The following is a 25960-nucleotide window of genomic DNA, read 5'->3' as shown; positions in this document are numbered from 1 at the left end:
CCGGTCCTGCCCGTGGGCCCGTGACGTTATGGCCCCGTGACGGCGGGTACCCGGCCGCCATGGAGCGCATGGATCATCTGGAGCATCTGGACAAGCACCTCGTCGACGAGCTCGCACAGGTGGCACGCGAGACGATCCGCGACGAGCTGCGCGAGCAGACCCGCAGGCAGCGCCGCAGGGCCACGCTGTACGCGGCGTCCGGCGCCGTCGCCCTCTACGCGGGCGCGGCCCTCGCCCTCGCCCTGGGCCTCGCCCTCGACCTCGGGCTGCCCGGCTGGGCCGCCGCGCTGATCACCGCCGTGATCCTCGGCGCCGTGGCGTACGCGCTGCGTGGCGCCGCCCGGCCGACGGCCGGGGGGAAGGCGGAACTGAGCCACGCCGCCCAGCGCGCGGGACACGGCCCCGTCGCCGGCGCCATGCCGCCGGCCGGCCCGGCCGCCGGTCTCGGCACGCCGTACCCGCCGATGCCGCCCGCCCCGCCCGGTGCGGACGTCGCGCCCGCCGCGCCCGGCGCCCGGTCGCCCGGTGCGGACGCCGACGAGCTCGACCCCGAGAACCCGCACCACCGGGCGTGACGCCGGATGCGTACCCCCTGGGGCCCGCGCCGGAGCGTGGTGGTGACCGGGGCCGGCGCGGGCGTCGGCCGGGCCACGGCCCTGGCCTTCGCCGCCCGCGGCGACCGGGTCGCCCTGCTCGCGCGGGGAAGCGCGGGGCTCGCGGCGGCCGCCGACGAGGTCCGGCAGGCCGGCGGTGAGGCCCTCGTCGTGCGCGTCGACCTGGCCGACGCCCGGGCCGTCGAGGACGCGGCCCAACAGGTCGCCGACGCGTTCGGAAGCATCGACGTCTGGGTCAACGACGCCTTCGCCGGCGTCTTCGCGCCCTTCACATGCTGCCCCGCGACCGCGGCACGATCGTCCAGGTCGGCTCCGCGCTCGCCTACCGCGGAGTGCCGCTGCAGTCGGCGTACTGCGGCGCCAAGCACGCGATCCAGCCCGCCGTGAACACCCCGCAGTTCGACTGGGTGGTGAACCGGATGCCGGGCCGGGCCAGGCCGGTGGCGCCGGTGTACCAGCCCGAGGTCGCGGCCCGGGCGATCGTGCACGCCGCCGGGCACGCGCGCCCGCGCGAGTACTGGGTGGGGGGCTCGACCGCGGCGACCCTGATCGCCAACGCGGTGGTTCCGGGACCCCTGGACCGGTATCTCGCCCGCACCGGGTTCGACGCACAGCAGCAGCAACAACGACAGCGGCGGCAGCAGCAGGAGGGCGGGCAGGACGGCGGGCAGGACGGCGGTCCTGGCAACCTGTGGAGTCCCGCCGACGGCCCGCACGGGCGGGACCACGGGGCGCACGGGCGGACCGCAGCGCGCAGGCGTGGATCTCGCGGAACCGGGCCCGCGCCGGCGTCGGCCTGCTGGCCGGCGGGCTGGGCACGGCGGCCCTCGCCGCCGGGCTGCGCCGCAGGTCACAGGGCTGACACGGGGTGCGCCCAGTCGTGCAGCTGCCCCGTGCAGCTGCGCGGTCAGCCGTGCGTCGCCGTACGTCGTGAAGCCGCCGCTGCCGTGCACCAGGACCTCTTCGCGGGCCGCGCCCAGCGGACCGCTCGGCGGGAGGCCCAGGTGCCGGGCCGGTCGGGACGCCGTCGGAGTGCCCGGGGGCCGGGTGGGAAACCGGGCCGATACGGCGCTGGGCCCGCCCCGCGCACGTTTGGCCCTCCCGGCCGGGGGGACGCGGAAACCCGCACGAGCGGCACCCGACCCGGCACCCGGAGGCGAACCGTGGCGCGACCTCGCATCGTGAACGCAGGCGGAACCGGCGTCGGGGCGGACGACCCCGACGAGACCGCGGCGGTCGTGACGCCGACCCCCGACACCGCGCGGGACCGGCCGGAGTCGGACGCGAAGGAGTCCGACCCGGAGGAATCCGACCCGGAGGAATCCGACCCGGAGGACGTCGACCGGGGGGACCCCGAAACGGGGGACCAGGACCCGGACGGCGGCGGTTCCGCCCCCGTGGTGGCGCCGACCCCGGACATCGCCGAGGACCGGCCCGGTGCCCGCGCGACCCGTCCCCACCCCCCTTCCCAAGGAGGCCAGTAGCCCGATGGACACCGCCGAACTCACCGAACTCGGACAGCAGTTGCGCGTGGACAGCGTGCGCGCGGCAGCCGCCGCCGGCTCCGGTCATCCGACGTCCTCGATGTCGGCCGCCGACCTGATGGCGGTGCTGCTGGCCAACCATCTGCGCTACGACTTCGACCGGCCCGCCCACCCCGCCAACGACCGCTTCGTCCTCTCCAAGGGCCACGCCTCCCCCCTCCTGTACTCCGCCTACAAGGCGGCCGGCGCGATCGGCGACGACGAACTGCTCACCTTCCGCACGCTCGGCAGCCGCCTCGAAGGGCACCCCACCCCCAGGCGGCTGCCCTGGGTCGAGACGGCCACCGGCTCGCTCGGCCAGGGCCTGCCCGTCGGCGTCGGCATCGCCCTCGCCGGCAAGCGACTGGACCGCACCGGCTACCGGGTGTGGGTGCTGTGCGGGGACAGCGAGCTCGCCGAGGGCTCGGTGTGGGAGGCCGCCGAGCACGCGGCGTACGAGCATCTGGACGATCTCGTGGCGATCGTCGACGTCAACCGGCTCGGCCAGCGCGGCCCGACCCGGCACGGCCACGACCTCGCCGCCTACGCCCGCCGCTTCCAGGCCTTCGGCTGGCACACCGTGGAGATCGACGGCCATGACGTGGACGCGATCAACCGGGCGTACGGCGAGGCGCTCTCCACCCGGGGGCAGCCCACCGTGATCCTGGCCCGCACCCTCAAGGGCAGGGGCGTGGCGAGCGTCCAGGACCGCGAGGGTCTGCACGGCAAGCCGCTGCCCGACCCCGAGGAGGCGATCGAGGAACTGGGCGGCCTGCGCGACCTGCGCGTCGAGGTCCACGAGCCGCCCGCCGCCCGCAGGCTGCACTCCGTCCCCACCGGACATCCGGACCTGCCCCGCTGGGAGAAGGGCTCCGGCGAGAAGGTCGCCACCCGGGACGCCTACGGGCAGGCCCTCGCCGCCCTCGGCAGCGCCCGCCCCGACGTCGTCGCCCTGGACGGCGAGGTCGGCGACTCCACGCGCGCCGAGTACTTCGCCAAGGAACACCCCGACCGCTTCTTCGAGTGCTACATCGCCGAACAGCAGCTCGTCGCCGCCGCGGTCGGTCTCGCGACGCGCGGCTGGGTGCCGTACGCCTCCACGTTCGCCGCCTTCCTGACCCGCGCCTTCGACTTCGTCCGCATGGCCTCGGTCAGCGGCGCCGGCGTCAACCTGGTCGGTTCGCACGCGGGCGTCGCCATCGGGCAGGACGGGCCCTCGCAGATGGGTCTGGAGGATCTCGCGATGTTCCGGGCCGTGCAGGGCTCGACCGTGCTCTACCCCTGCGACGCCAACCAGACCGCGCACCTGGTCACCGCCATGGCCGGGCTCGACGGCATCCGCTATCTGCGCACCTCGCGCGGCGGCGGCCCGGCGCTGTACGGGCCCGACGAGGAGTTCCCGGTCGGCGGCAGCAAGGTGCTGCGCGCCTCCGACCGCGACCGGATGACGATCGTCGCCGCCGGCGTCACCGTCCCCGAAGCCCTCGCGGCGGCCGACGCGCTGGCGGGCACGGGCATCGCGGTACGCGTCGTCGACCTGTACTCGGTCAAGCCCGTCGACCGGGTCACGCTGCGTCGCGCGGCCGAGGAGACCGGCTGTCTGATGACGGTGGAGGACCACCACCCGGAGGGCGGCCTCGGCGACGCCGTCCTCGACGCGTTCCTCGACGGCCGCCCCCTGCCCCGCCTGGCGCGGCTCGCCGTCCGTACGACACCGGGTTCCGCATCACCGGCCGAGCAGCTGCACGCCGCGGGCATCGACGCCGAGTCGATCGCCGCCTCCGTCCGGCTGCTGGTGGAGACGGCGGTCGTGCCGTGAGCCGGGCCGCCGCCGACGAGGTACGCACCGTGCGGGTGGGCCGGCGGACCGTCGGGATCCACCGCCCGGACAAGGTGCTCTTCCCGGCCGACGGCGGCGGTGGCGGCTCCGGGGGCCCGGGGCCCGGGGGAGTACGCCAAGGAGGACCTCCTGATGCCGGGGCGGCACGGTCTGTCACACCGTGTGCGACGATTCCGCGACCCTCGCCTTCCTCGCCGACCAGGCCTGCCTCACCCTGCACCGCCGGCTGTCCCGGACCGGGCGGCCCGACCGCCCGGACCTGATGGTCTTCGAACTCGACCTCGACCCCGCCGACGACGGCTTCGGCGCGGTGCGCGAGGCGGCCCGATGGCTGGGCGGACTGCTCGGCGAACTCGGGCTGCCCGCAACCCTCATGACCACCGGCTCCCGCGGACTGCACGCGGTCGTCCCCCTCGACGGGGAGCACGACTTCGACGAGGTGCAGGCCTTCGCCCGCGACACCGCCGACCTGCTCGCCGCCCGCGACCCCGAGCAGCTCACCGCCGCCGCCCGCAAGAAGGACCGCGGCCAGCGCCGCTACCTCGACGTCGGCCGCAACGCCTACGCGCAGACCGCCGTCGCCCCCTGGACCGTCGCGGACGCCGCCGACCACGCCCGCACCCGCCCCTGGTCCGGCGCGGCCCGCCGCGGCCGTGCCCTCGGGCCCGCCCGGCGCAGGCTCGACGCCCTGCGTGGCGTATGAGGCATTCCGGCGATTCGTGAAGGTTTGGCCAAGGGGCTTCAGGCCACCCGGAGGAAGAGGTGGCCATTCCGAGAGGAGGTGGCCATGTCCGACACGAAGAACACACGGCGAACACGGACTGCACGCGACGCACCGCATACGAAAAACGACACATCGCATACGGAAAGCGATGTGCGGCATACACGGAGCGGTGTACGGCATGCGAAGGGCAAGGAAGGCGGCATGGCCGACGACGAGGGGCAGAGCCCCATGGAGGTGCTGCGCCAGGCGCGCGCCCAGCTCGCGGAGCTGACCGGCCGGGCCGCCGAATCCGTCTCGTCCTTCGAACGGACCGACGACGGCTGGGCCTTGGAGATCGAGGTCCTGGAACTCGCCCGGGTGCCCGACACCATGAGCCTGATGGCGAGCTACCACGTCGATCTCGATCCGCAGGGCCGGCTCACCGGCTACCGGCGCGTGAGCCGCTACGAACGAGGGCGTTCCGACGCACACCGAGGCGGCGGCCGTTAGGCCGCCCGCACGCCCCGGCACCCGCTCCCGACCACCGGCAACCAGTATCCCCAGACAAGGAGGCGCGGCCGACATGACCGTTGTCCCGGCACAACAGACCGGCGGTGGAGGCGGCGGAAGCAGTCTCTACGACGTTCTGGAACTCGTCCTCGACAGGGGTCTCGTCATCGACGCGTTCATACGCGTCTCCCTCGTCGGTATCGAGATCCTCAAGATCGACGTACGGGTCGTGGTGGCCAGCGTCGACACCTATCTGCGGTTCGCCGAGGCCTGCAACCGGCTCGACCTCGAGGCCGGGCCGCACAAGACCCCCGGCCTGCCCGACGTGGTCGGCGAGGTCACCGAGTCCGGGGCGCGCGGCAAGTCCAAGGGCGCGCTGTCCGGCGCCGCCGAGACCGTCTCCGACGCGTTCCGCCAGGCCCGTGACGAGGGCTCCTCGAAGGAGCCCGAGCGGGAGTCCAGGCCGCGGCCCCGCAAGAGCACCGCGGCCCGCAGGAAGGAGGAAGAGGGGTGAACACGTACGTCTACGGCATCGCCGCCCGTTCGCACCCCGCCCTCCCCGAGGGCCTCGGCGGCGTCGGCGACCCGCCCCGGCCGCTGCGCGTGCTGACGGAGGGCGAGCTGGCGGCGGTCGTCAGCGACGCGCCCGAGGAACTGCGCCCCAAGCGCAGGGAACTCCTCGCCCACCAGAACGTGCTGGCCGAGACCGGCGCCCAGGGCTGTGTGCTGCCCATGCGGTTCGGCAGCGTGGCCCCCGACGACGACACGGTCACCGACGTCCTCGCCGAGCGTGCCGAGCACTACCGGGAGCGTCTGGCGGCGCTCGACGGCAAGGTCGAGTACAACGTCAAGGCCTCCCATGTGGAGGAGGCGGTCCTGCACCAGGTGATGGCCGACAGCGCCGAACTGCGGGCCCTCGCCGAGGCCAACCGGCAGGCCGGGGGCGGCACTTACGAGCAGCGGCTGCAACTCGGCGAGGTGGTCGCCGCCGCGGTCCGGGCCCGCGAGGCCGAGGACGCGGCCCACGTGCAGCAGACCCTGCGGCCCCTGGCCGCCGCCGCCAGTGCGGGCCCCGAGTCCACCGGCTGGCTGGCCAACGTCTCCTTCCTCGTGGAACGGGACTCGGCCGCCGCCTTCCTGGAGGCCACCGAGGAACTGCGCAAGGCCCGCCCGCACCTCGACGTACGGGTCAACGGCCCGCTGCCGCCGTACAGCTTCGTCGAACCGGGACCGTCCGCACCCGCGGGCGGCGTTGGGGAGCAGGTGAGCCATGGGACTGATCTCTGAGGTCCTCCTGCTGCCGTTCGCGCCTGTGCGCGGCAGCGGGTGGGTGATCGGACAGGTGGTGCGGGAGGCGGAGCGGATCTACTACGACCCGGCCGCCGTGCGGGCCGAACTCGCCAGGCTGGAGCAGCTGTTGGAGGCCGGTGAGATCACGGAGGACGAGTTCGACCGGCTGGAGGACGAACTCCTCGACCGGTTGGAGATCGCGACGCGCAGGAGCGCGACGACGGACGACGGGACGACACGATGAACCGTATGGGACTGGGCCTCGCGGTCGGGGCCGGATATCTCCTGGGGCGGACGAAGAAGCTGAAACTGGCGTTCGCGCTCGGTACGCTCGCGGCCGGCAAGCGGCTGAACCTGAGCCCGCGGGCCGTCGCGGACCTGCTGTCGCAGCAGCTGAAGGACAACCCGCAGTTCAAGGAGATCGGTGACGAGATCCGCCAGGACCTGCGCGGGGTCGGCAAGGCCGCCTCCGGCGCCCTGGTCGAACGCCAGATGGAGGCCCTCGCCGACCGGCTGCACGGCCGCACCGCCGAGGTGCGCGACCAGCTGGAGGGCGTGGTGCCCGGGGGCGAGGAGGACGACTCCGAGGCCGATTCCGAGGCCGAGGACGCCGAGGACTACGAGGAGCAGCCGGACGCCGAGGACACGGGTGAGGGCGAGGAGCCCGAGGACCGTGAGGAAGCCGAGGAAGCCGAGGAAGCCGAGGAAGCAGAGGAAGCCGAGGACGAGGAGGAAGGGGAGGAAGGGGAGGAAGGGGAGCCGGACGAGCGCGGCGGGGAGGGGTCGAGCAGGCGGGCCGCCAGGAAGGCGCCGGCGAAGCAGACGGCCAAGAAGGCCCCCGCGAAGAAGGCACCGGCCAAGAAGGCCGCGGACCGCAAGCCGGCCGCGAAGAAGACCGCGGGCGCCCGCAGGACCGGGGCGCGGACGGCCTCCCGCGGCGGCGCGAGCGGCAGCCGTGGTGGTGGGGGACGGAAGGGAGGCGGTGAGCGATGACCGGGACTCTCGGATCTGCGACCTCCGCGACCTCCGCGACCTCCAAGGCCGCGGGTGGCGCGGCCGGCGGGGCCACGAACGGCAACCCGCTGGCCGGGGTGGCCCACAGCGAGGCCGCCGACCGGTTGAAGGAGGAGGTCCAGGAATACCTCTCCGCCCAGGCCGAACGCCTGCTGGTGGGGGTCGGCCGCAAGCTGGGCGAGACCACCGGCAAGCTCGACGACATCGCCGAGGGCAACAGCCCCGGCTTCGCCAGGCTGGCCCTGGACGGCGGGCGCAAGCTCGTCGGCGGCAAGGGCCCGCTGCGCACCGCACTGGAGCTCGGCGCCTCGCACGCCAAGGACACCGTGACCGGCGCCCTGAAGAAACTCGGCGGCGGCAAGGGCGGCAAGGGCAAGGGCGGCGCGGGCCACAAGCCGACCGTCATCATGGAGCAGGTCGACGTGGGCGTGTCGCTGCGCACGGCCTACGACCAGTGGACCCGCTACCAGGACTTCAGCACCTTCGCCAAGGGCGTCAAGAGCGCCTCCCGCGCCGACGACACCGGCAGCGACTGGCAGGCGAAGGTCTTCTGGTCCAGCCGCAGCTGGAAGGCGAAGACCACCGAGCAGGTGCCGGACCAGCGGATCTCCTGGAGCTCGGAGGGCGCCAAGGGCACCACGAAGGGTGTCGTCTCCTTCCACCGCCTCGCCGACCACCTCACCCGTGTCCTGCTGGTCGTCGAGTACTACCCCTCGGGCCTCTTCGAGAAGACCGGAAACATCTGGCGCGCCCAGGGCCGCCGGGCCCGGCTCGACCTGAAGAACTTCGCCCGCTTCATCACCCTGAAGGGAGAGGCGGCCGAGGGCTGGCGCGGCGAGATCCGTGACGGCGAGGTCGTCCGCTCCCACGAGGACGCGGTCGCGGAGGAGGACGGCCGGGAGGACGATGAGGGGAACCCGGAGGGCGAGGAGGAGGCCGAGGACCGAGAGGCCGAGGACGAGTACGACGAGGACGAGTACGACGACGAGGAGGAGCCCGAGGGCGAGTACGAGCAGGAACCGGAGGACGCGTACGACGACGAGAACGCCGAGGACGCCGAGGACGGCGAGGAGACCGCATACGCCGAGGACACCGAGGACGACGAGGGCGGAGGTCGGCGATGAGCATGCCGGGCCGGCTTCCGGATCCGTACGCCCAGGGCGGCGGCTCGAACCTCGCCGACATCCTGGAACGCGTCCTCGACAAGGGGATCGTCATCGCCGGCGACATCCGGATCAACCTGCTCGACATCGAGCTGCTCACCGTCAAGCTCCGGCTCGTCGTCGCGTCCGTCGACAAGGCCAAGGAGATGGGCATCGACTGGTGGGAGGACGACCCGGCCCTGTCCACCCGGGCCCGCCGTGACGAACTCGCGCGGGAGAACGCCGAGTTGCGTGAGCGGCTGGCCCGGATGGAGGAACTGGCGCCGGGGCGTGTTCCCCAGGACGTCCGTGAGGAGTCTCCATGACCGGACTGCGTTACGTCTACGCCGTGTGCCGGCCGCTCGGCGCACCCCTGCAGGCCGATCTGACGGGGGTCGCGGGCGATCCGCCCCGGCTGCTCACCCACCACGGTCTGATCGCCGTGGTCAGCCATGTACCGGAGCGGGACTTCGCCGAGGAGGCGCTGCGCCGCCATCTGGAGGACCTGGACTGGCTGGCCGCCACCGCCCGCGCGCATCAACAGGTCGTCGACGCGCTCACCGCCGTCACCACCCCACTGCCGCTGCGGCTCGCCACCGTCTTCCGCGACGACAGCGGCGTACGCGTGATGATGGAGGAGCAGGAGGACCATTTCCGGCGCACCCTGGACCGGCTGTCCGGGCGCGTCGAGTGGGGGGTCAAGGTGTACGTCGAACCGGAGCCCGAGCCCGCCGGGACCGCGCCCCCCGCCGCGAAACCCGCCGCGAAACCCGCCTCCGGGCGGGACTATCTGCAGCAGCGCCGCCGGCGGGCCAGGGCGCAGGAGGACATCTGGCAGCGCACCGAACGTTTCGCCGCCCGGCTGCATTCCACGCTCCGCGCGCACGCCGAGGACGCCCGGCTGCACCCGCCGCAGCATTCCGCCCTTTCCGCGGCCGGCGCGGGACAGAACGTACTGAACGCCGCCTATCTCGTCCCGCGCGCCCAGTCCGAGGAATTCGTGGAGATCGTGGACCGGACGAAGGGCGAGGAACCCGGAATCCGCGTGGAACTCACCGGACCGTGGGCCGCCTATTCGTTCGTCGAGCAGGGCGTCCAGCAGGGCGACGAGGAATCCGGGGCGGTCCGAGGGTCCGGTGGACCGGGGGAGGAGGGGGCATGACGGTCGTGGAACGCCGAGAGGTCGCCCTGGTGGACCTCCTCGACCGGCTGCTGGCCGGCGGAGTCGTCATCACCGGGGACGTCACCCTGCGCATCGCGGACGTCGACCTCGTCCGGATCGACCTGAACGCGCTGATCAGCTCCGTCAACGAGAACGTGCCGTCGCCCTGGGGGGATGCACGGTGACCAGCCGCCGCAACCGTATGGACCTCGAACCCGACACCGTCGAACGCGACCTGGTCAAACTGGTCCTCACGGTGGTGGAACTGGTGCGTCAGCTGATGGAACGGCAGGCGCTGCGCCGGGTCGACCAGGGAGACCTCAGCGAGGAGCAGGAGGAGCGCATCGGGCTCACCCTGATGCTGCTCGACGACCGCATGACCGAACTGCGCGAGCGCTACGGACTGCGGCCCGAGGACCTGAATCTGGACCTCGGGCCGCTCGGACCGCTGCTCCCCAGGGAATGAGTGGGAATTCTTCCTCATGCTTTCCTGAGGGTGCTTCCCTGAGGGATTCTTAATTCACCACCTGTACCAACGGCCCCTGCCTCCCGCCGCGGACGTCCCGCGGAAAAGGAATCCGAGCAGCCAGACGACGAGAACCACCAGTGCGATCCACCACAGCAACTTCACCGCGAATCCGGCGCCGAAAAGAATCAGCACCAGCAGCAGGACCAACAGAATGGGAACCATATTGTGAACCTCCTGTGTTCCGGGTTTCCCGGAATCCGCGAATCATCCGCGGCTCAGGCGTCCTTTCGGCACAGAATCTCTCCGTGCAGCACCGCGAACCAGCCGTCCTCCTGCCTGCCCCATTCCCGCCAGGCCTGCGACACGGCCCGCAGTTGCTCCGGCGTGGCATGCCCGCCCTCGGTGGCGCGTTCCGCGTACGCCGACGCCAGCGTCCGGTCGGCCCACAGCCCGCTCCACCACGCCCGCTCCTGAGCGCTGCTGAACGTCCAGGTGGCGGACGTCGCCGTGATGTCGGTGAAACCGGCCGCCAGCGCCCAGGACTTCAGCCGCCGCCCGGCGTCCGGCTCACCGCCGTTGGCCCGCGCCACCCGCCGGTACAGGTCCTGCCAGTCGTCCATACCGGGCGAGGCGGGGTACCAGGTCATCGCCGAGTAGTCCGAGTCGCGCACCGCGACGTACCCGCCCGGCTTCGTCACCCGCCGCATCTCGCGCAGCGCCTGCACCGGATCGCCGACGTGCTGGAGCACCTGGTGGGCGTGGACCACGCAGAACGAGTCGTCCGCATGGTCCAGGGCGTGGACGTCCGCGACGGCGAAGTCGACGTTGGTCAGGCCCCGGTCGGCGGCCGTGGCCCGCGCCTGCTCCAGGACGCCCTCGGCGCGGTCGACGCCGGTGACATGCCCGTCGGGGACCAGGGCCGCCAGGTCGGCGGTGATCGTGCCCGGCCCGCAGCCGATGTCCAGGATCCGCATGTGCGGCTTCAGCGAACCGAGCAGGTAGGCCGCGGAGTTGGCGGCGGTGCGCCAGGTGTGGGAACGCAGCACCGACTCGTGGTGCCCGTGCGTGTAGACGGCGGTCTCCTGTGCCTTCGGCATGGCTCAGCCCCTCTTCTCGACGTACCGGCCCCCGGGCTCCGGGAGTCCGGGGCGATGCTCATCACCGTACGCCCGGCGACCGCATCTTGAGACCATCCATTTCGGCATGTGGACTGACGGTACGTCAGGATTCCCCGGGATCCCGCCGGGTAACCTGAAGCCGCCGTCTCCCGCGCGGGCGGCGTCCGCGACCGGGAGGGTCCCCGCATGCGCCTGCTGCTCGTCCGCCACGGCCAGACGCCCACGAACGTCACCTACCTCCTCGACACCGCCGTCCCCGGCCCCGGCCTCACCGAACTCGGCACCCAGCAGGCGGCCGCCCTGGTCGACGCCCTCGCCGCAGAGGCCCTCGACGCGGTGTACGCCTCCACCCTCGTCCGCACCCAGCTCACCGCCGCCCCCCTGGCCGCCGCCCGCGGCCTCGACGTCCAGGTCCGCGACGGCATCCGCGAGGTCTCCGCCGGCGACCTGGAGATGCAGCCCGGCGAGTCCGAACAGGCCGCGCTCTACATGCGCACGGTGTTCGCCTGGGCCGCCGGCGACCTGGACCTGCGCATGCCGGGCGGCGAGAGCGGCGCCGAGTTCCTCGCCCGCTACGACGCCGTGGTCGCCGAGGCCGCCGCCGACGACGCGTCCGCCGTCGCCCTCGTCAGCCACGGCGCCGCCATCCGCACCTGGACCGCAGCCCGCGCCCGCAACGTCGACGTCCCCTTCGCCGCCGCCCACCGCCTCGCCAACACCGGCACCGTGATCCTGGAGGGCGACCCCGCGTCCGGCTGGCGGGTTCTGACCTGGCCGGGCGCCACCGTACGGCCCGCGGGCCAGGGCGGCCCGGCCGGCGAGCCCGCGACCGGCGACCGGCGGCCTTAAGGGTTTGCCGCGCGGTGGGGGCGGCCCGCAGAATGCCTCCTCATGGGACACCTGGAAGCCGCGCACCTCGAGTACTACCTCCCCGACGGGAGGGCGTTGCTCGGCGACGTGTCCTTCCGGGTGGGCGAAGGGGCCGTGATGGCCCTGGTCGGCCCCAACGGCGCCGGCAAGACCACCCTGCTGCGCCTGATCTCCGGCGAGCTGAAGCCCCACGGCGGCACCGTCACCGTCGGCGGCGGCCTCGGTGTCATGCGCCAGTTCGTCGGCTCCGTCCGCGACGAGACGACCGTGCGCGACCTGCTCGTGTCGGTGTCCTCGCCCCGTATCCAGGACGTCGCGAAGGCCGTCGACAAGGCCGAGCACGCGATCATGACCGTCGACGACGAGGCCGCCCAGCTCCAGTACGCGCAGGCCCTCTCCGACTGGGCCGAGGCCCGCGGCTACGAGGCCGAGACCCTGTGGGACATGTGCACGACGGCCGCGCTCGGCGTGCCCTACGACACGGCGCAGTTCCGGCTCGTACGGACCCTCTCCGGCGGCGAGCAGAAACGGCTGGTGCTGGAGGCCCTGCTGCGCGGCACCGACGAGGTGCTCCTCCTCGACGAGCCCGACAACTACCTAGACGTCCCCGGCAAGCGCTGGCTGGAGGAGCGGCTGAAGGAGACCCGCAAGACGGTCCTCTTCGTCTCCCACGACCGCGAACTCCTCTCCCGCGCGGCCGAGAAGATCGTCTCCGTGGAGCCCTCGCCCACCGGCGCCGACGCCTGGGTGCACGGCGGCGGCTTCGCCACCTACCACGAGGCCCGCCGCGAACGCTTCGCCCGCTTCGAGGAGCTGCGCCGCCGCTGGGACGAGAAGCACGCCCAGCTGAAGAAACTCGTCCTGAACCTCCGTCAGGCGGCCTCCGTCAGCCATGAGCTGGCCTCCCGCTACCAGGCCGCCCAGACCAGGCTGCGCAAGTTCGAGGAGGCCGGCCCGCCGCCCGAGCCGCCGCGCGAGCAGGACATCACCATGCGGCTCAAGGGCGGCCGCACCGGCGTCCGGGCCGTCACCTGCAAGGGACTCGAGCTCACGGGCCTGATGAAACCGTTCGACCTGGAGGTCTTCTACGGCGAGCGGGTCGCCGTCCTCGGCTCCAACGGCTCCGGCAAGTCCCACTTCCTGCGCCTCCTCGCCGGCGACGGCGTGACGCACACCGGTGAGTGGAAACTCGGCGCGCGGGTCGTGGCCGGGCACTTCGCCCAGACCCACGCCCACCCCGAGCTCCAGGGCCGCACCCTGCTCGACATCCTGTGGAAGGAGCACTCCCAGGACCGGGGCGCGGCCATGTCCCGGCTGCGCCGCTACGAGCTCACGCAGCAGGCCGAGCAGAGCTTCGACAAGCTCTCCGGCGGCCAGCAGGCCCGCTTCCAGATCCTGCTCCTGGAACTGGAGGGCGTGACCGCGCTCCTGCTCGACGAGCCCACCGACAACCTCGACCTGGAGTCGGCCGAGGCGCTCCAGGAGGGCCTGGAGGCCTTCGAGGGCACGGTCCTCGCCGTCACCCACGACCGCTGGTTCGCCCGCTCCTTCGACCGCTACCTCGTCTTCGGCAGTGACGGCCGGGTCCGCGAGACGCCGGAGCCGGTGTGGGACGAACGGCGGGTGGAACGCGTCCGGTAGGCGACGTCCGGGGGCCCGGGGACCCGAATGTTCGTACAGTGGAGTGGACGCAGTAGGCGGAACGACGAGCGGGGCACCACCATGACCGGAGTCGACCCTGACCGGCTGGACGACCAGCAGCTCATGAAAGAGCTGGAGACGATCCACCGCACGCGCCACGACACCCTGCTGTACGGCTCGAACGACGCCCTGCGCGCCCACAACGACCGCATGGCCCAGCTGGAGGGCGAGTACCTGCGCCGCAACCCGCGCCGCTTCGTCGCCCCCGGCCGCACCCGCGAGGGAGCCAGGGACCGGGCGACCGCGCTGAACGGCGGCCGGGCCACCCGCACCCCCGCCGGCCCGGCCCCGGCCGGGACCCCGGCGGGGAAGTGGGGGCCGGGGGCGACGGGGGGCGGGGGCTGAGTCGGTCGACCGTCTGCGGTCTGCAGTCTGCGGGCGACGGTATGCGGTCTGCGAGCGACCGTCTTCGGTCTGCGGGCGACGGTATGCAATCTTCGGGCGACCGCACACCGTCGACGGCATGACACGGAACGGCTCCGGGATCCGAACCTCGGGATCCCGGAGCCGTCCGATGCCGATGGCTCAGAGCCGGTGCGTCAGCCGCCCTGGCCGAAGGTGCTCCCGTCCACGTTGGCCGCGACGGAGGTGTTGGGGCTGTTGTCCCCGGTGCTGCAGCTCTGCTGGGTGTTGGACGGGTCCTTGACCGACCCGCCGCCGAGGAGTCCGAGGGCGAGGTTCAGGTCCGACAGGTTGATCAGACCGACGTTGACGTCGCCCTGCTGGATGCACTGGTTGAAGTCCCCGTCTCCACCCGTGCCGGCCTCGGTGGCGGAGGCGACGCCCGCCCCGGCCAGGGTCAGGCTGCCGATCATGGCGGCCACGAGGCCGGCCTTGCGAAGCTTGAGCATTACATCCCCTTTGCTGTGTAGTGGCGCGTTTCTTGATGTAACGGAACGTTACGAGTGTGCACGGTATGTTACGATTGCACCTTTTGCACCCCAACACGCCGACCCGTCAGCCGCAACCACTGGCATGCCACTCGGGGGATACCGGACAGCCCCTCCGACAACCCGCCCCTCAGCCCGCCTCCTCGGTGAACACGTCCAGGAACGCCGCGCAGAACGCCTTCAGGTCGTCCGGCCTACGGCTGGTCACCAGCTTGTTCGGGCCGTGGTCGCAGATCTTCACCTGCTCGTCGACCCAGGTGCCGCCCGCGTTGCGGACGTCCGTGCGCAGACTCGGCCACGATGTCAGTTCCCGGCCGCGTACGACGTCCGCCTCCACGAGCGTCCACGGGGCATGGCAGATCGCCGCGACCGGCCTGTCCTGCTCGAAGAAGGCCCGAACGAACGCCGCGGCCCGCGGATCCGTTCGCAGGAAGTCCGGGTTCGTCACGCCGCCCGGCAGCACCAGCCCGCCGAAGGAGTCCGCGGCGGCCTCGCCGACGACCTCGTCCACCCGGAACGTGTCCGCCCTGTCGAGATGGTCGAAGGCCTGGATCTCGCCGGATCGGGTCGACACCAGCACCGGTTCGTGCCCCGCCTCCGCCGCGGCCTGCCAGGGGTCGGTCGGTTCGACCTGTTCGACGCCCTCGGGCGCCGTCAGAAACGCGATGCGCATGATCGTTCCACGCCCTTCCGCGGCACGCCGGCCGGCCTGGTCGCCGCCGGCGCGCCGCTCGTCCTTGCCCGCCCGGGTCACCGGCCGCGCTCGATCAGCGCCTCGGCCAGCTCGGTCGCGTTGGCGTAGCGCTCTTTGTGCGACAGCCGGTGCACGGCGTCCACGAGCGCGTCGGGCGCGTTCCTGCGCCGCAGGGCCAGGGACAGCTCACGCGGACCCGCGGGGAAGGACCCGCGCCCCAGGATCCGGCCCAGCTCCTGGCGGACCGTCGCCAGTGACACCCGGGAGGAGCCCGGCACCACCGGACCGCCCCAGATCTGCGGATCGTCCTCGGCGGACGGTTCCGGATCGTGCCATTCCTCGGACCGCGTGGGGTGCCCGGAGCGGAGCAGACCCTGCAATTCGTGCTTCATCTCCTCGTCCCGGTGCACGCTCAGCCGGTCGCTGCCTCGCTGCATGTCTCCCTCCAGATCTTCGGGGTCGGCCCACCGCGTACCCGAAGGGAGGGGGACGACACACGGCCGTCACCTCTTCCCCGGCAGGAACTCCTGCACCTTCGCCTTGAACCCCTGCCTGACCATGGAGCCCCGGTCGGCGTCGCCCTTCACGATCGACTCCGCCGTCGCCTCCATCTGCTCCCAGGTCGCGTGCGGCGGCATCGGCGGTACCGCCGGGTCGGTGAGGAATTCGACGACCGCGGGGCCGTCCGCCTCCAGGGCCGTACGCCGGCCCGCCTCGACGTCCTCGGGCTTCTCCACCCGCACCGCGGTCAGCCCCAGCGAGCGGGCGAACGCCGCGTTCCGCACATCGGGCAGCTGCTGCGAGGGCAGGAACGAGGGGGCGCCCTCCATGGCGCGCATCTCCCACGTCACCTGGTTCAGATCGTGGTTGTTCCACACCCCGACCACCAGCCGCGGGTCCTGCCAGCGGTCGCGGTACCTGGCGGCCGTGATCAGCTCGGCCAGGCCGTTCATCTGCGTCGCCCCGTCCCCGACCAGCGCGATCGCCGGCCGGTCCGGGTGGGCGAACTTCGCCCCGATCGCGTACGGCACCCCGCAGCCCACCGTCGCCAGCGTGCCGGAGAGGGAGGCGGGCATGCCGGGGCGCAGGGTCGGATGCCGGGCGTACCAGTTGGCCACCGAGCCGGAGTCGGAGGTGACGATCGCGTCCGGCGGCAGCTGGGGGTACCCCCTCTGGGGGAGGGTCCAGCGCCCGGGCCACGTACTCCGGGTTGATCGGGTCGTACGGCGAGACGGGTGCCGGGTGACCCCGGGTGCCCCCGGAAAACCTGCGCGCGGGGCGGGGCGGGGTGGGGCAGTGGCTTGAGGTGTGGGCCGGGTGCGGGTCCGGTGTGGCCGGTCGCGCCGTTCCCCGCGCTCCCGGGCGTCACCCGTGTGGCGGGTCCCCGTCCCGCCAATGGACCGTGGCCGCGCGCGGTCGCCCGGGTCTGCGGCTGTGATGGGGGCGGGGCGTGAACGCCGTGCCCCGCCCTCGTCGGCCGAAGGAGCCGTCCCATGCGCCGCACCGCCCCCTTCCTCCTCGCCGCCGCCCTCCTGGCCGCCGCCGGGCCGGTCGCGGTCGCCGATCCGGCGGCCGAGGTCGGCCCCGGCAGCGTCGACCCCGGGGGCAGCGTCACCGTGTCGGTCTCCTGCGACCCCCTCGGCGGCACCGCCCCGCAGACCCTGGACGCCGTCTCGCAGGCGTTCACCGAGGGCACCGTCAAACTGGACAAGGTCCCCGGCGAGGGCGACGGCGACGGCGACGCGACAGCCGGGCCCGCCTACCAGGGCAGCGCCCACGTCGCCCCCGACCTCGGCGAGAACGACGGCGGGCTCGGCCCGGACACCGCCTGGACCGTCGACGGCACCTGCCCGGCACCCCCCGGCGGCCAGGGCAGCGCCTGGAGCGCCACCTTCGACGTCAACCGGCCCACTACCGGCGATATCGGGAGCGATTCCGGGATCGGCAGTGGGGGCAACAGCGAGAGCGGAAGCGGAAGCGGCAGCGTGGGCGGGAACGAGGGCGTCAGCGGGGGCCTCGGCGGGGGCGAGAGCGGGGGCGTCGGCGGAGGCGGAAGCGAGGGCGGCAGCGGAGGCGGCACCGAGGACATCGGCGGGGGCGGGGGCGGGGGCGTCGGCGAGAGCGAGAGCGGGAGCGGGAGCGGGAGCGGAGGCTTCGGCGGGGGCGTCGGCGGGGCCGGCATCCCGCCCTGCCCCCTGACCCCCGGCCAGAGCGCCCCCTCCTGCGACGGCGGCCACCCCTGCCCCCACGACAAGCCCTGCGCCACCGCCCGCCCCACGGAGCGGCCCACCACGCCGGCCACCGTCGAGCACGGCGTACGGGCCGGCACGGGCGGTACGTTCGGCGACTCCGTGCCCGCCCTCGTCGCCGGCGGACTGCTGATCGCCGGCGCGTTCGGCGCCGCGGCTCATCGGCTGCTGCGCCGCCGCAGGACCCCGGCGGACGCCTGACCCCGTCCGACGGCCGGACCGGCCCCCGCTGTGACCGGCGCGACGCGGGCGGACGGCCATGACCCGGCGCCCACGGGGTACGCAGAGCGCGGGGGCACGACCCGCCCCGTACGAGACGTCACACACCACCGGCACCCCGGGCACCGCACCCACGCGGCCCCCGCGGGCCGCCGGCACCCGGCACCCGGGACGGACTGCGCGGAGGACCCCATGCGGCGCACGGAACCGGAAGACCACGGGCCCGTCCGCTACGGCCCGCCCCTCCCGCCCGACGGACTGCCCGTCCTCCCCGAACTCGCCGAGGTCCTCGCCCGGGCCGCCACGCGCGCGTACGGCGAACCCGTCGGCGGCGGCCCCGACCTCCTGGACGCCGCCCGGGGCCACGCGCAACGGCACGGCGCCCCCGCCGGGCCCGGCCGGACCGTCGCCGCGCCCGGGGCACCCGCGCTGCTGGTCGCGCTGACCGCCGCGCTCGGCGGTGACGTCCTGGTGCCCCGGCCCTGCGCGGCCTGGTGGGCGCCGTACGCCCGGCTGCTCGGCCGGCCCGTCTTCCACGTGGCGACCCCCGCCGAGTGCGGCGGCGTACCGGACCCGTACGCCCTGCTGGAGACCGTGCGCCGGGTGCGCGCCGAGGGCGGGGAGCCGCGGCTGCTGGTGCTGTCCCTCGCCGACGACCCCACCGCCACCGTCGCCCCGCCCGAGGTGCTCCACGAGGCCGTCGAGGCCGCCGCCGGGGAAGGCCTGCACCTGGTCAGCGACGAGACCTGGCGCGACACCCTGCACACCCCGCACGACACCGTGCTGGTCGGCCCCGCCGAGATGCTGCCGGAGCAGGTCACCGTCGTCACCGACCTGGCCGGCGCGCTGCTGCCCAGCGGCTGGCCCGCCGCCGTCGCCCGGCTGCCCGCCTCGGCCGCCGGCGACGACCTCCACGCGCGCGTGCTCGACGTCCTCACCGCGCTCGACGCGCGCGTGGCCGCACCCGTCGCCGCGGCCGCCGCCTACGCCCTCGCCGAACCCGAGCCGGTCACCGCGCGCCTGGCCGCCACCGTGGCGCTGCACGCGCGCGTGGCCCACGCCCTGCACGCCACCGTGGTGGCCGCGGGCGCCCTCGCCCTGCCGCCGCAGGCCGGACGCCACCTGTACGCCGACCTCGGCCCCCTGCGGGAGGCGCTCGCCGCGCGCGGCGTCGGCGACGCACAGGATCTGGAGGACTACCTCACCGCCCGGCTCGGCATGCCCGCGCCCGGCGGCCACCGCTTCGGCGACGACCTCGGCGCGCTGCGCGTCCGGCTGTCCACCGGCCCCCTGCTGGGTGGCACGGACGCCGAACGCGCGGAATGCCTCACCTCGCCCACGCCGTGGGAACTGCCCCACGTGCAACGCGCGTTGATGCTTCTGAGGTCGGTCCTCGACGATCTCCGTGACGACGCCCAGTGATGGGAGCCTCCTCGATGACGCAGCAGTCCGAGTCGACCACCACCGCCGCCGAACCCGTGCCGCCGCAGGACGCCGACGCTCTCGTCCCGCCCCCTTTCCCGCCGCTCGCCGAGCCCCGCCCGCTGGGGGAGCGGCGGGTGTGGCCCCGTACCTTCCACGACCGGCTGACCGCCCCGCTGCCCGGCCTCAAGGCCCTCGCCCGCTTCGCCCGCGAGGGCTCCGTACGCCCCGGCAGGGAAGGCCTCGCCGACGTCCCCCGGCTGCCCTTCGCACCCGCCCCGCTGCCCCCTGCGGACGCCGCCACCCTCGCCGTCACCTGGGCGGGACACGCCAGTTGGGTGCTGCGCATCGGCGGACTCACCGTCCTCACCGACCCGGTCTGGTCCCGCCGCATCCTCGGCACCCCCGCCCGCATCACCCCCGTGGGCGTGCCCTGGGAGGACCTGCCGCCCGTCGACGCGGTCGTCGTCAGCCACAACCACTACGACCACCTGGACGCGCCGACACTGCGCCGACTCCCGCGCGACACACCCGTGTTCGCCCCCGCCGGACTCGGACGCTGGTTCCGGCGACGCCGGTTCACGGCCGTGACCGAGCTGGACTGGTGGGAGGCGGCCGAACTGTCCGGCGTCCGCTTCGACTTCGTCCCGGCCCACCACTGGTCCAAGCGCACCCTCCTCGACACCTGCCGCTCCCTGTGGGGCGGCTGGGTGCTCACCGCCCCCGACGGACAGCGCCTGTACTTCGCCGGCGACACCGGCTACGGCCACTGGTTCTCCCGCATCGGCCGCCGCCACCCCGGCATCGACCTCGCCCTGCTGCCCATCGGCGCCTACGACCCCCGCTGGTGGCTCAGCGACGTCCACTGCGACCCCGAGGAGGCCGTCAGAGCCACCCTCGACCTCGGCGCCCGCCGTATGGCCCCCATGCACTGGGCGACCTTCGTCCTCTCGGCCGAGCCGGTCCTGGAGCCCCTGGAGCGGGTGCGCAAGGCCTGGGAGAAAGCGGGCCTGGCCGCCGAAGACCTCTGGGACCTCCCCATCGGAGGCTCACGCACACTCGGTCGGAGGGCCCCCTAGGCGGATCCGGGTTTCCTGATCCGGCGCCACACGCTCGGCGCCGCGCCGATCACCACGGTCAGCGCGACCGCCGTCACCACCCCCTGCCACGGCTCCGGGAACAGCGAACCACCGAGGATCCCGATCAACTGATACGTCAGCGCCCACGCCAGACAGGCCGGCAGATTCCCCCGCACGAACCGGCGCAGCGGCCAGTCGGCCATCAGACACGCCAGCATCACCGGGATCCGGCCCGCCGGCACCAGCCGGGACAGCACCAGCACCGCCACATCGTGCTCGGCGAGCCGCGCCTGCGCCTGCTCCAGTCGCTGCTCCGGCGCCCGCGCCCGGATCGCCTCCAGCCAGCGCGAGCCGTTCCTCGACCCCATCCCGCGCCGCCCCAGCCCGTACAGGGCCGCGTCCCCGAGGAACGCCGCCAGCGACGCCGTCACGAACACCAGCGCCAGCGAGAACGGCGCCGTCTGATGAAACGCCACCACCGCCGCCGAACTCACCAGCGCCCCCGTCGGCACCACCGGCACCAGCGCCCCGATCAGCACCAGCAGGAACAGCGACGGATAGCCGAGCGCCTGCTGGGTGGACTCCGCCGGCACCGCCGTCGTGGCGGCCGCGGCGAGCCACCACCTCACCGTACGACCTCCGGGCGCACGCTCTCGCCGTGCCCCAGCCGGTGCACCGTCACGCCCGGCGCACGCCGCGCCGCAAGGCGCACGAACTCCTCACCCGGCGCATGGAACTCATGGGGGCGCACGGCGTCCATCCCGATCGGCCAGTACGTGCCGTAGTGCACCGGCACCGCGCTCCCCGGCGCCAGCCGGGCCAGCGCCTCGGCCGCCCGGCCCGCGTCCAGATGCCCCTCGCCCAGGTACGGGCCCCAGCCGCCCACCGGCAGCAGCGCCACGTCGACCGGCCCGACCGCACGCGCCATGTCCTCGAACAGCCCGGTGTCCCCGGCGAAGTAGGTGCGCGCCTCGCCCTCGACGACGTACCCGAGCGCGGGGGAGCGGTGCGGGCCCACCGGCAGCCGCCGCCCGTCGTGCCGCGCGGGCACCGCCCGTATCCGCACCCCGTCCACCACCGTCTCGTCCCCCGGCTCCACCTCGCTGACCTGCAGATGCGCCAGCCGTCGCAGACCGGGCACGGCGCGCGGCGCGCCCCGGGGCACCAGCAGGCGCGTGCCCGGCGCGAGGCGCGCCAGCGACGGCACATGGAGATGGTCGGCGTGCAGATGGGAGACGACCGCGACATCCGCCCGCCACGCGGCCGGCGGGGGCGGCGCGCCCCGGCGGCGCCGCAGATGCGCGAGCCGGCGTGCGAACAGAGGGTCGGTCAGCACGCGCACGTTCGCATCCTCGACCGTGCAGGTCGCGTGACCCCACCAGGTGATCTCCACCGGCACCCCTTTGCCTCCCTCGCGCGACTCCCCCGAAGCCTACGGGCAGGAGTAGGGTCGGCGGCGAAACCCGGAGGTGAGGGGGACGCCATGGGACCGGTGCGGGTCACGGCGATCGCGAGTCTGACGCCGCTCGAGGAACTGGACGCCGATCCCTTCCTGGTGGACTCCCGCAGCCAGCACGCCATGTGCGCGCGCTGGGCCGCCCAGCGTGGCTACACCGTCAGCCGCGAGCTCCTGGTGCGCGGACTGCGCGCCGACCACTGCGTGCTGTGGGACGGGGTACGGCCCGGCGTCGACCTGTTCGTCGCCCCCAGCCGCCGCGTCCTCGAGAGCGCCCTGTCGGACGTCGAGGAGTTCACCGAGGAGTGCGCCCGCCGCGGGGTCCGCGTGGAGACCGTCGGCTCCCCCGAACCCGCCTACGACGCCCAGATGAAGGCCCACGTCCACCGGCGGCTGTCGATGCCGACGGCCGGGTACGACGGTCGGTAGGACGCGAGGCCGGGGGGGGAGACGGGGGCGGTGTCGGGGCCGGCGAGGGCGACGAGGGCGGTGTCCGGGCCGGTTGTCAGTCCCGTGTGACAGGGTGGACGACGGCCCCTCCTCTCGGCGTCGGGGCCGGAAGACGAGGTGAACGGGGCGTGCGTGGGGTGCGGTGGCGGCGGGCCGTCAGCCAGGCGGGGCGGAGTCTCGCGGTGTGGGCCGTCTCCACCCTGACGATGCTGGTCCTCGCGGGGATCCTGCCGGACTTCCGCCTGCAGTCAGCCGACGGCGACAGCGCCACCGTCATCGCCGTCACCGCGGCCGTCGGCGCCGGCGTCTTCGGCCTCCTCTCCGCCCTGGTCTGGCCCCTCCTCGTCCGCCTCCTGCTGCTGGTGCCGGCCCTCGTCCTCGGCCTGCTGGTGTTCTTCCTCAACGGCTCGCTGCTGCTGATAGCGCTGCGGCTGACACCCTCCGGACAGACCGAGGCCGCACCCGAGACCGCCGTCATCGTCGCCGCCGTGATGTCCGCCGTCGCCTCCGCGACCGGCGGCGCCCTCGCCGTCCGCGACGACGACGCCTACCGCCGCCGGCTCTACCGCCTCGCCGACCGCCGCCGCCGGGGCGGCCCGCCCTGCGCCGCCACCCCCGGCACCGTCTTCCTCCAGCTCGACGGCGTCGGCCACGACGTCCTGTCCACCGCCGTCCGCAAGGGCCTGATGCCGACGGTCGCCACCTGGCTCGGCCGGCACCCGGGCACCGGCCCGGCCCCCGGTGCGGACGGTGCGGCCGGCCGGCCCGGCGCCGCCCCCGGCCCGGTGCCCCGCCCCACCCACCGGCTCACCCCCTGGCACACCGACTGGTCCAGCCAGACCGGCGCCAGCCAGCTCGGCATCCTCCACGGCAGCAACCACGACGTGCCCGCCTTCCGCTGGTACGAGAAGGACAGCCGGGAGGTGATGGTCTGCAACCGCCCCACCAGTGCCGCCGAACTCCAGCGCCGCGCCGTCGGGCGCACCGGCGACGGCGGACTGCTCACCCTCGACGGCGCCAGCCGCGGCAACCTCTTCGGCGGCGGCGCCGACGAACAGGCCCTCGTGCTGTCCATCGCCACCCGCCGCCGGGGCCGCGACACCCGCTCCCGCGCCGGCTACTTCGCCTACTTCTCCGACCCGGCCAACGCCGTGCGCACCGCCCTGTCCTTCGTCGCCGAGGTGGTCCGCGAGATCGCCCAGTCCACCCGCGCCCGCCTGCGGGGAGAGCGCCCCCGTGTGAGCCGCGGCGGCCTGTACCCGTTCGTCCGCGCCTTCGCCACCGTCGTCGAACGCGACGTCGTCGTGGCCGCCGTCATGGGCGACCTGCTCGCCGGCCGCACCGCCGTCTACGCCGACCTCGTCGCCTACGACGAGGTCGCCCACCACTCCGGGCCGCTCGGCCGGGACACCGCACAGGTCCTCGGCCGCCTCGACCGCGCCCTCGCCCTGATCGAGAAGGCCGCCGAGCACGCCCCCCGCCCCTACCGGATCGTCGTCCTGTCCGACCACGGACAGAGCCCCGGCGAGACCTTCCGCGCCCGCTACGGCCTCACCCTCGGCGACCTGGTACGGGCCGGCTGCGGCCTGCCGGTGCCGCGCCGCGCCGAACGCACCCACAGCGGCGCCGAGGCCCGCGCCGCCGTCCGGGCCGCACTGCGCCGGCCCGTCGAGGAGAGCGGGGAACGGCACCGCCCCGCCGGACGCCGCTCCGAGCCGATCGTGCTCGCCTCCGGGAACCTCGGCCTGATCTCCTTCCCGGACGTCCCGCACCGGATGACCAAGGAGGAGATCGACGCCCGTCACCCCGCCCTGCTGACCACCCTCGCCAACCACCCCGGCATCGGCTTCCTCCTGGTCCGCAGCGAGGAGCACGGCGGGGTCGTCCTCGGCGCGTACGGCGCGGAGATACCCCTGGACCGGCTGGACGAGGACCCCGGTCCGCTGGCCGCCTTCGGGCCCGGCGCCGCCGACGCCGTGCGCCGCACGCACTCCTTCCCGCACACCGCCGACATCATGGTCAACTCCTTCCACGACCCGGCCGACGGCGAGGTCCTCGCCTTCGAGGAGCAGATCGGCTCCCACGGCGGCCTCGGCGGCGCCCAGGCCCGCCCCTTCCTGCTCTCTCCGCTCGCCCTGTCCGCCCCCGTCGACGAGGGCGGGATCCTGACCGGCGCCGAGCACGTCCACCGCGTCCTGCGCCGCTGGCTCCGCGAAACCGACGGACCCCAGGTGCCGCTGGAACCGGCCCCGGAGGAACGGGCCGCCTGAAAATAGGCTGCGCCGCCACGGCCGTACACCCACACTGGCCGTGTCGATCTCGCCCCCGCCCCAAGGAGCAGCAGCGTTGCAGGCTGCCGTCACCGTCACGCCCTCCCGCATCCCCGAACTCCTCCTCGGCCTCGCCACCGTGCGGCCGGTCTTCCTCTGGGGCGCCCCCGGCATCGGGAAGTCCTCCCTGGTCAGGGAGTTCGCCGAGTCCCTGGGCCTGGAGTGCGTGAGCCTGCTCGGCACGCAGCTCGCCCCGGAGGACCTGATCGGCGTGCCGCAGATCCGCGACGGACGGTCGGTGTTCTGCCCGCCGGAGGCGATCGCCCGCGACGAGCCGTACTGCCTGTTCCTGGACGAGCTCAACGCGGCCACCCCCGACGTGCAGAAGGCGTTCTACTCGCTGATCCTGGACCGCCGTATCGGCAGCTACGAACTCCCCGAGGGCTCCATCGTCATCGGCGCCGGCAACCGCGCCACCGACAACGCCCTCGCCCGCCCCATCGCCTCCGCGCTCGTCAACCGCCTCACCCACGTCCACCTGGAGGCCTCCCCGAGGGACTGGCTCGCCTGGGCGGCTGCGCACGGCATCCACCCCTGGATCCTCGACCACCTCACCGACCGGCCCGACCACCTGTGGTCCAAGCCGCCGAAGACCGAGGAACCCTTCTCCACGCCCCGCTCCTGGCACATGCTCTCCGACGCCCTGCACTCCTTCGGCCAGGGCCTCGACGAGGACACCCTCACCGTCCTCGCACACGGCACGCTCACCCCCGCGCACGCCACCGCCTTCTGCGGCTACGTCAAGATCGTCCGCAGCCGGTACGGCATCGAGGCCGTCCTGCGCGGCGACGCGCCCTGGCCCCACCGCGTCGAGGACCGCGACCTGCTCTACTACCTCGCCGACTCCTTCCGCGGCCGGCTCGTCAAGGAACTCCCCGCCGTCAAGGAACACATGTCGGCGAACGGCCGGCAGACCGCGTACCGCGCCAAGTCGCTCCTCGTGCAGCTCGCCGAGATCTCCGTCGAGGTCGCCCAGACCGTCATCGCCGCCGACCCCGACGGCAACCCCGTCCTCCCCTCCTGGTTCCTGGTCGAGGCGGCCCGCGACATGCCCCGGCTGGTGGAGGCACGCCGGTGAGCGGGACGAGCCGGGGGCGGGGTGCGGCGATGAAGCGGGCGGAGGCGGGGCGGTGAGCGGGACGAGCCGGGGCAGGGCGTGGCGATGAAGCGGAGGGAGGCACGCCGGTGAGCGGGACGAGCCGGGGGCGGGGTGCG

Annotated in this window: 28 protein-coding genes and 4 pseudogenes; 24 read left to right on the top strand and 8 right to left on the bottom strand. The window is 74.0% G+C overall.

Annotated features, from left to right (window positions below):
* Positions 1–59: 59 nt before the first annotated feature.
* The 15 genes and pseudogenes from ABZ464_RS04885 (at position 60) to ABZ464_RS04815 (ending at position 10264) form a co-directional block, all read left to right on the top strand.
* The gene (locus tag ABZ464_RS04885; RefSeq protein WP_359270995.1) at positions 60–575 is read left to right on the top strand and encodes a phage holin family protein; all 516 of its coding nucleotides are present in this window, start codon (positions 60–62) and stop codon (positions 573–575) included.
* A 6-nt stretch (positions 576–581) separates the two neighbouring features.
* Positions 582–1476: pseudogene (locus tag ABZ464_RS04880) on the top strand (SDR family NAD(P)-dependent oxidoreductase).
* Positions 1477–1795: 319 nt separating this feature from the next.
* A complete protein-coding gene (locus ABZ464_RS04875; RefSeq protein ID WP_359270992.1) occupies positions 1796–2098 on the top strand; it encodes a hypothetical protein in 303 nt (100 codons plus the stop codon).
* 4 nt (positions 2099–2102) lie between these two features.
* A complete protein-coding gene (locus tag ABZ464_RS04870; RefSeq protein ID WP_359270989.1) occupies positions 2103–3956 on the top strand; it encodes a transketolase in 1854 nt (617 codons plus the stop codon).
* 29 nt (positions 3957–3985) lie between these two features.
* Positions 3986–4680: pseudogene (locus ABZ464_RS04865) on the top strand (ATP-dependent DNA ligase).
* Between the two features lie 84 nt (positions 4681–4764).
* The gene (locus ABZ464_RS04860) at positions 4765–5190 is read left to right on the top strand and encodes a gas vesicle protein (protein WP_359270986.1); all 426 of its coding nucleotides are present in this window, start codon (positions 4765–4767) and stop codon (positions 5188–5190) included.
* A gap of 73 nt (positions 5191–5263) precedes the next feature.
* Positions 5264–5704, top strand: coding sequence for a gas vesicle structural protein GvpA (locus ABZ464_RS04855; RefSeq protein ID WP_359270983.1), 441 nt, complete (start codon positions 5264–5266; stop codon positions 5702–5704).
* Positions 5701–6477: a GvpL/GvpF family gas vesicle protein gene (locus ABZ464_RS04850; protein ID WP_359270981.1), complete on the top strand. Its 777-nt coding sequence runs from the start codon at positions 5701–5703 to the stop codon at positions 6475–6477. The genes ABZ464_RS04855 and ABZ464_RS04850 overlap by 4 nt, the downstream gene beginning before the upstream one ends.
* A complete protein-coding gene (locus tag ABZ464_RS04845) occupies positions 6461–6724 on the top strand; it encodes a gas vesicle protein GvpG (RefSeq protein ID WP_359270978.1) in 264 nt (87 codons plus the stop codon). Before ABZ464_RS04850 ends, ABZ464_RS04845 begins: the two co-directional genes overlap by 17 nt.
* The gene (locus ABZ464_RS04840; RefSeq protein ID WP_359270975.1) at positions 6721–7473 is read left to right on the top strand and encodes a DNA primase; all 753 of its coding nucleotides are present in this window, start codon (positions 6721–6723) and stop codon (positions 7471–7473) included. The genes ABZ464_RS04845 and ABZ464_RS04840 overlap by 4 nt, the downstream gene beginning before the upstream one ends.
* Complete coding sequence (locus ABZ464_RS04835) at positions 7470–8618, top strand: SRPBCC family protein (protein ID WP_359270972.1); 1149 nt, start codon at positions 7470–7472, stop codon at positions 8616–8618. The genes ABZ464_RS04840 and ABZ464_RS04835 overlap by 4 nt, the downstream gene beginning before the upstream one ends.
* The gene (locus tag ABZ464_RS04830) at positions 8615–8962 is read left to right on the top strand and encodes a gas vesicle protein (RefSeq protein WP_359270970.1); all 348 of its coding nucleotides are present in this window, start codon (positions 8615–8617) and stop codon (positions 8960–8962) included. Before ABZ464_RS04835 ends, ABZ464_RS04830 begins: the two co-directional genes overlap by 4 nt.
* Positions 8959–9798: a GvpL/GvpF family gas vesicle protein gene (locus tag ABZ464_RS04825; RefSeq protein WP_359270967.1), complete on the top strand. Its 840-nt coding sequence runs from the start codon at positions 8959–8961 to the stop codon at positions 9796–9798. The genes ABZ464_RS04830 and ABZ464_RS04825 overlap by 4 nt, the downstream gene beginning before the upstream one ends.
* The gene (locus ABZ464_RS04820; protein WP_359270964.1) at positions 9795–9983 is read left to right on the top strand and encodes a gas vesicle protein; all 189 of its coding nucleotides are present in this window, start codon (positions 9795–9797) and stop codon (positions 9981–9983) included. The genes ABZ464_RS04825 and ABZ464_RS04820 overlap by 4 nt, the downstream gene beginning before the upstream one ends.
* Positions 9980–10264, top strand: coding sequence for a gas vesicle protein K (locus ABZ464_RS04815; RefSeq protein ID WP_359270962.1), 285 nt, complete (start codon positions 9980–9982; stop codon positions 10262–10264). The genes ABZ464_RS04820 and ABZ464_RS04815 overlap by 4 nt, the downstream gene beginning before the upstream one ends.
* A 54-nt stretch (positions 10265–10318) precedes the next feature.
* On the opposite strand, the gene ABZ464_RS04810 is transcribed toward ABZ464_RS04815, so the two are convergent.
* Both ABZ464_RS04810 and ABZ464_RS04805 read right to left on the bottom strand, forming a co-directional pair.
* Positions 10319–10489: a hydrophobic protein gene (locus tag ABZ464_RS04810; protein ID WP_359270960.1), complete on the bottom strand. Its 171-nt coding sequence runs from the start codon at positions 10487–10489 to the stop codon at positions 10319–10321.
* Positions 10490–10542: 53 nt separating this feature from the next.
* Positions 10543–11364 (bottom strand): class I SAM-dependent methyltransferase, encoded by an 822-nt coding sequence (locus tag ABZ464_RS04805; protein WP_359270957.1) that lies wholly within the window; start codon positions 11362–11364, stop codon positions 10543–10545.
* Positions 11365–11571: 207 nt separating this feature from the next.
* On the opposite strand from ABZ464_RS04805, the gene ABZ464_RS04800 reads away from it, so the two are divergent.
* From ABZ464_RS04800 to ABZ464_RS04790, 3 genes and pseudogenes are all read left to right on the top strand, one after another.
* Positions 11572–12234 carry a histidine phosphatase family protein gene (locus tag ABZ464_RS04800; protein WP_359270954.1) on the top strand — a complete coding sequence of 221 codons (663 nt, stop codon included), beginning with the start codon at positions 11572–11574 and terminating at the stop codon, positions 12232–12234.
* Positions 12235–12276: 42 nt separating this feature from the next.
* Positions 12277–13896, top strand: coding sequence for an ATP-binding cassette domain-containing protein (locus ABZ464_RS04795; RefSeq protein WP_359270952.1), 1620 nt, complete (start codon positions 12277–12279; stop codon positions 13894–13896).
* Between the two features lie 27 nt (positions 13897–13923).
* A pseudogene (locus tag ABZ464_RS04790) lies at positions 13924–14193 on the top strand (DUF6158 family protein); the annotation flags it as partial.
* Positions 14194–14495: 302 nt separating this feature from the next.
* Here ABZ464_RS04790 and ABZ464_RS04785 read toward each other — a convergent pair.
* The 4 genes and pseudogenes from ABZ464_RS04785 to ABZ464_RS04770 all read right to left on the bottom strand — a co-directional run.
* The gene (locus ABZ464_RS04785; protein WP_359270951.1) at positions 14496–14807 is read right to left on the bottom strand and encodes a hypothetical protein; all 312 of its coding nucleotides are present in this window, start codon (positions 14805–14807) and stop codon (positions 14496–14498) included.
* A 169-nt stretch (positions 14808–14976) separates the two neighbouring features.
* Positions 14977–15519, bottom strand: coding sequence for a type 1 glutamine amidotransferase domain-containing protein (locus ABZ464_RS04780; RefSeq protein WP_359270949.1), 543 nt, complete (start codon positions 15517–15519; stop codon positions 14977–14979).
* Positions 15520–15596: 77 nt separating this feature from the next.
* The gene (locus tag ABZ464_RS04775) at positions 15597–15977 is read right to left on the bottom strand and encodes a DUF2795 domain-containing protein (protein ID WP_359270947.1); all 381 of its coding nucleotides are present in this window, start codon (positions 15975–15977) and stop codon (positions 15597–15599) included.
* Positions 15978–16043: 66 nt separating this feature from the next.
* A pseudogene (locus ABZ464_RS04770) lies at positions 16044–16761 on the bottom strand (thiamine pyrophosphate-dependent enzyme); the annotation flags it as partial.
* Positions 16762–17033: 272 nt separating this feature from the next.
* Here ABZ464_RS04770 and ABZ464_RS04765 point away from each other — a divergent pair.
* The 3 genes from ABZ464_RS04765 to ABZ464_RS04755 all read left to right on the top strand — a co-directional run bounded on the left by ABZ464_RS04765 (position 17034) and on the right by ABZ464_RS04755 (position 20509).
* Positions 17034–17990 (top strand): hypothetical protein, encoded by a 957-nt coding sequence (locus ABZ464_RS04765; RefSeq protein ID WP_359270945.1) that lies wholly within the window; start codon positions 17034–17036, stop codon positions 17988–17990.
* A 210-nt stretch (positions 17991–18200) separates the two neighbouring features.
* Positions 18201–19430 (top strand): aminotransferase class I/II-fold pyridoxal phosphate-dependent enzyme, encoded by a 1230-nt coding sequence (locus ABZ464_RS04760; protein WP_359270943.1) that lies wholly within the window; start codon positions 18201–18203, stop codon positions 19428–19430.
* A gap of 14 nt (positions 19431–19444) precedes the next feature.
* Complete coding sequence (locus ABZ464_RS04755) at positions 19445–20509, top strand: MBL fold metallo-hydrolase (protein WP_359270941.1); 1065 nt, start codon at positions 19445–19447, stop codon at positions 20507–20509.
* Here ABZ464_RS04755 and ABZ464_RS04750 read toward each other — a convergent pair.
* The gene (locus tag ABZ464_RS04750; RefSeq protein ID WP_359270938.1) at positions 20506–21138 is read right to left on the bottom strand and encodes a VTT domain-containing protein; all 633 of its coding nucleotides are present in this window, start codon (positions 21136–21138) and stop codon (positions 20506–20508) included. The genes ABZ464_RS04755 and ABZ464_RS04750 overlap by 4 nt on opposite strands.
* Positions 21135–21908: an MBL fold metallo-hydrolase gene (locus ABZ464_RS04745; RefSeq protein WP_359270935.1), complete on the bottom strand. Its 774-nt coding sequence runs from the start codon at positions 21906–21908 to the stop codon at positions 21135–21137. Before ABZ464_RS04745 ends, ABZ464_RS04750 begins: the two co-directional genes overlap by 4 nt.
* 84 nt (positions 21909–21992) lie before the next feature.
* Between ABZ464_RS04745 and ABZ464_RS04740 the strand changes: the two genes are divergently transcribed.
* The 3 genes from ABZ464_RS04740 (at position 21993) to ABZ464_RS04730 (ending at position 25823) form a co-directional block, all read left to right on the top strand.
* Complete coding sequence (locus ABZ464_RS04740) at positions 21993–22394, top strand: hypothetical protein (RefSeq protein WP_359270932.1); 402 nt, start codon at positions 21993–21995, stop codon at positions 22392–22394.
* A gap of 149 nt (positions 22395–22543) precedes the next feature.
* On the top strand, positions 22544–24685 hold the full coding sequence (locus ABZ464_RS04735) for a phage holin family protein (RefSeq protein WP_359270930.1): 2142 nt from the start codon (positions 22544–22546) through the stop codon (positions 24683–24685).
* A gap of 76 nt (positions 24686–24761) precedes the next feature.
* Positions 24762–25823, top strand: coding sequence for a MoxR family ATPase (locus tag ABZ464_RS04730; protein ID WP_359270927.1), 1062 nt, complete (start codon positions 24762–24764; stop codon positions 25821–25823).
* The last annotated feature ends 137 nt before the right edge of the window (positions 25824–25960 follow it).

The sequence above is a fragment of the Streptomyces sp. NPDC005820 genome (genome assembly GCF_040630255.1).
Classification (GTDB): domain Bacteria; phylum Actinomycetota; class Actinomycetes; order Streptomycetales; family Streptomycetaceae; genus Streptomyces.
This window is presented reverse-complemented; position numbering and strand designations above follow the sequence as displayed.

Coding starts and splice junctions, on each gene's coding strand:
- ABZ464_RS04785 (WP_359270951.1), bottom strand. CDS start 14,807: ATGCTCAAGCTTCGCAAGGCCGGCCTCGTGGCCGCCATGATCGGCAGC.
- ABZ464_RS04885 (WP_359270995.1), top strand. CDS start 60: ATGGAGCGCATGGATCATCTGGAGCATCTGGACAAGCACCTCGTCGAC.
- ABZ464_RS04870 (WP_359270989.1), top strand. CDS start 2,103: ATGGACACCGCCGAACTCACCGAACTCGGACAGCAGTTGCGCGTGGAC.
- ABZ464_RS04805 (WP_359270957.1), bottom strand. CDS start 11,364: ATGCCGAAGGCACAGGAGACCGCCGTCTACACGCACGGGCACCACGAG.
- ABZ464_RS04765 (WP_359270945.1), top strand. CDS start 17,034: ATGCGCCGCACCGCCCCCTTCCTCCTCGCCGCCGCCCTCCTGGCCGCC.
- ABZ464_RS04830 (WP_359270970.1), top strand. CDS start 8,615: ATGAGCATGCCGGGCCGGCTTCCGGATCCGTACGCCCAGGGCGGCGGC.
- ABZ464_RS04820 (WP_359270964.1), top strand. CDS start 9,795: ATGACGGTCGTGGAACGCCGAGAGGTCGCCCTGGTGGACCTCCTCGAC.
- ABZ464_RS04795 (WP_359270952.1), top strand. CDS start 12,277: ATGGGACACCTGGAAGCCGCGCACCTCGAGTACTACCTCCCCGACGGG.
- ABZ464_RS04825 (WP_359270967.1), top strand. CDS start 8,959: ATGACCGGACTGCGTTACGTCTACGCCGTGTGCCGGCCGCTCGGCGCA.
- ABZ464_RS04835 (WP_359270972.1), top strand. CDS start 7,470: ATGACCGGGACTCTCGGATCTGCGACCTCCGCGACCTCCGCGACCTCC.
- ABZ464_RS04755 (WP_359270941.1), top strand. CDS start 19,445: ATGACGCAGCAGTCCGAGTCGACCACCACCGCCGCCGAACCCGTGCCG.
- ABZ464_RS04855 (WP_359270983.1), top strand. CDS start 5,264: ATGACCGTTGTCCCGGCACAACAGACCGGCGGTGGAGGCGGCGGAAGC.
- ABZ464_RS04845 (WP_359270978.1), top strand. CDS start 6,461: ATGGGACTGATCTCTGAGGTCCTCCTGCTGCCGTTCGCGCCTGTGCGC.
- ABZ464_RS04740 (WP_359270932.1), top strand. CDS start 21,993: ATGGGACCGGTGCGGGTCACGGCGATCGCGAGTCTGACGCCGCTCGAG.
- ABZ464_RS04780 (WP_359270949.1), bottom strand. CDS start 15,519: ATGCGCATCGCGTTTCTGACGGCGCCCGAGGGCGTCGAACAGGTCGAA.
- ABZ464_RS04775 (WP_359270947.1), bottom strand. CDS start 15,977: ATGCAGCGAGGCAGCGACCGGCTGAGCGTGCACCGGGACGAGGAGATG.
- ABZ464_RS04800 (WP_359270954.1), top strand. CDS start 11,572: ATGCGCCTGCTGCTCGTCCGCCACGGCCAGACGCCCACGAACGTCACC.
- ABZ464_RS04810 (WP_359270960.1), bottom strand. CDS start 10,489: ATGGTTCCCATTCTGTTGGTCCTGCTGCTGGTGCTGATTCTTTTCGGC.
- ABZ464_RS04840 (WP_359270975.1), top strand. CDS start 6,721: ATGAACCGTATGGGACTGGGCCTCGCGGTCGGGGCCGGATATCTCCTG.
- ABZ464_RS04760 (WP_359270943.1), top strand. CDS start 18,201: ATGCGGCGCACGGAACCGGAAGACCACGGGCCCGTCCGCTACGGCCCG.
- ABZ464_RS04860 (WP_359270986.1), top strand. CDS start 4,765: ATGTCCGACACGAAGAACACACGGCGAACACGGACTGCACGCGACGCA.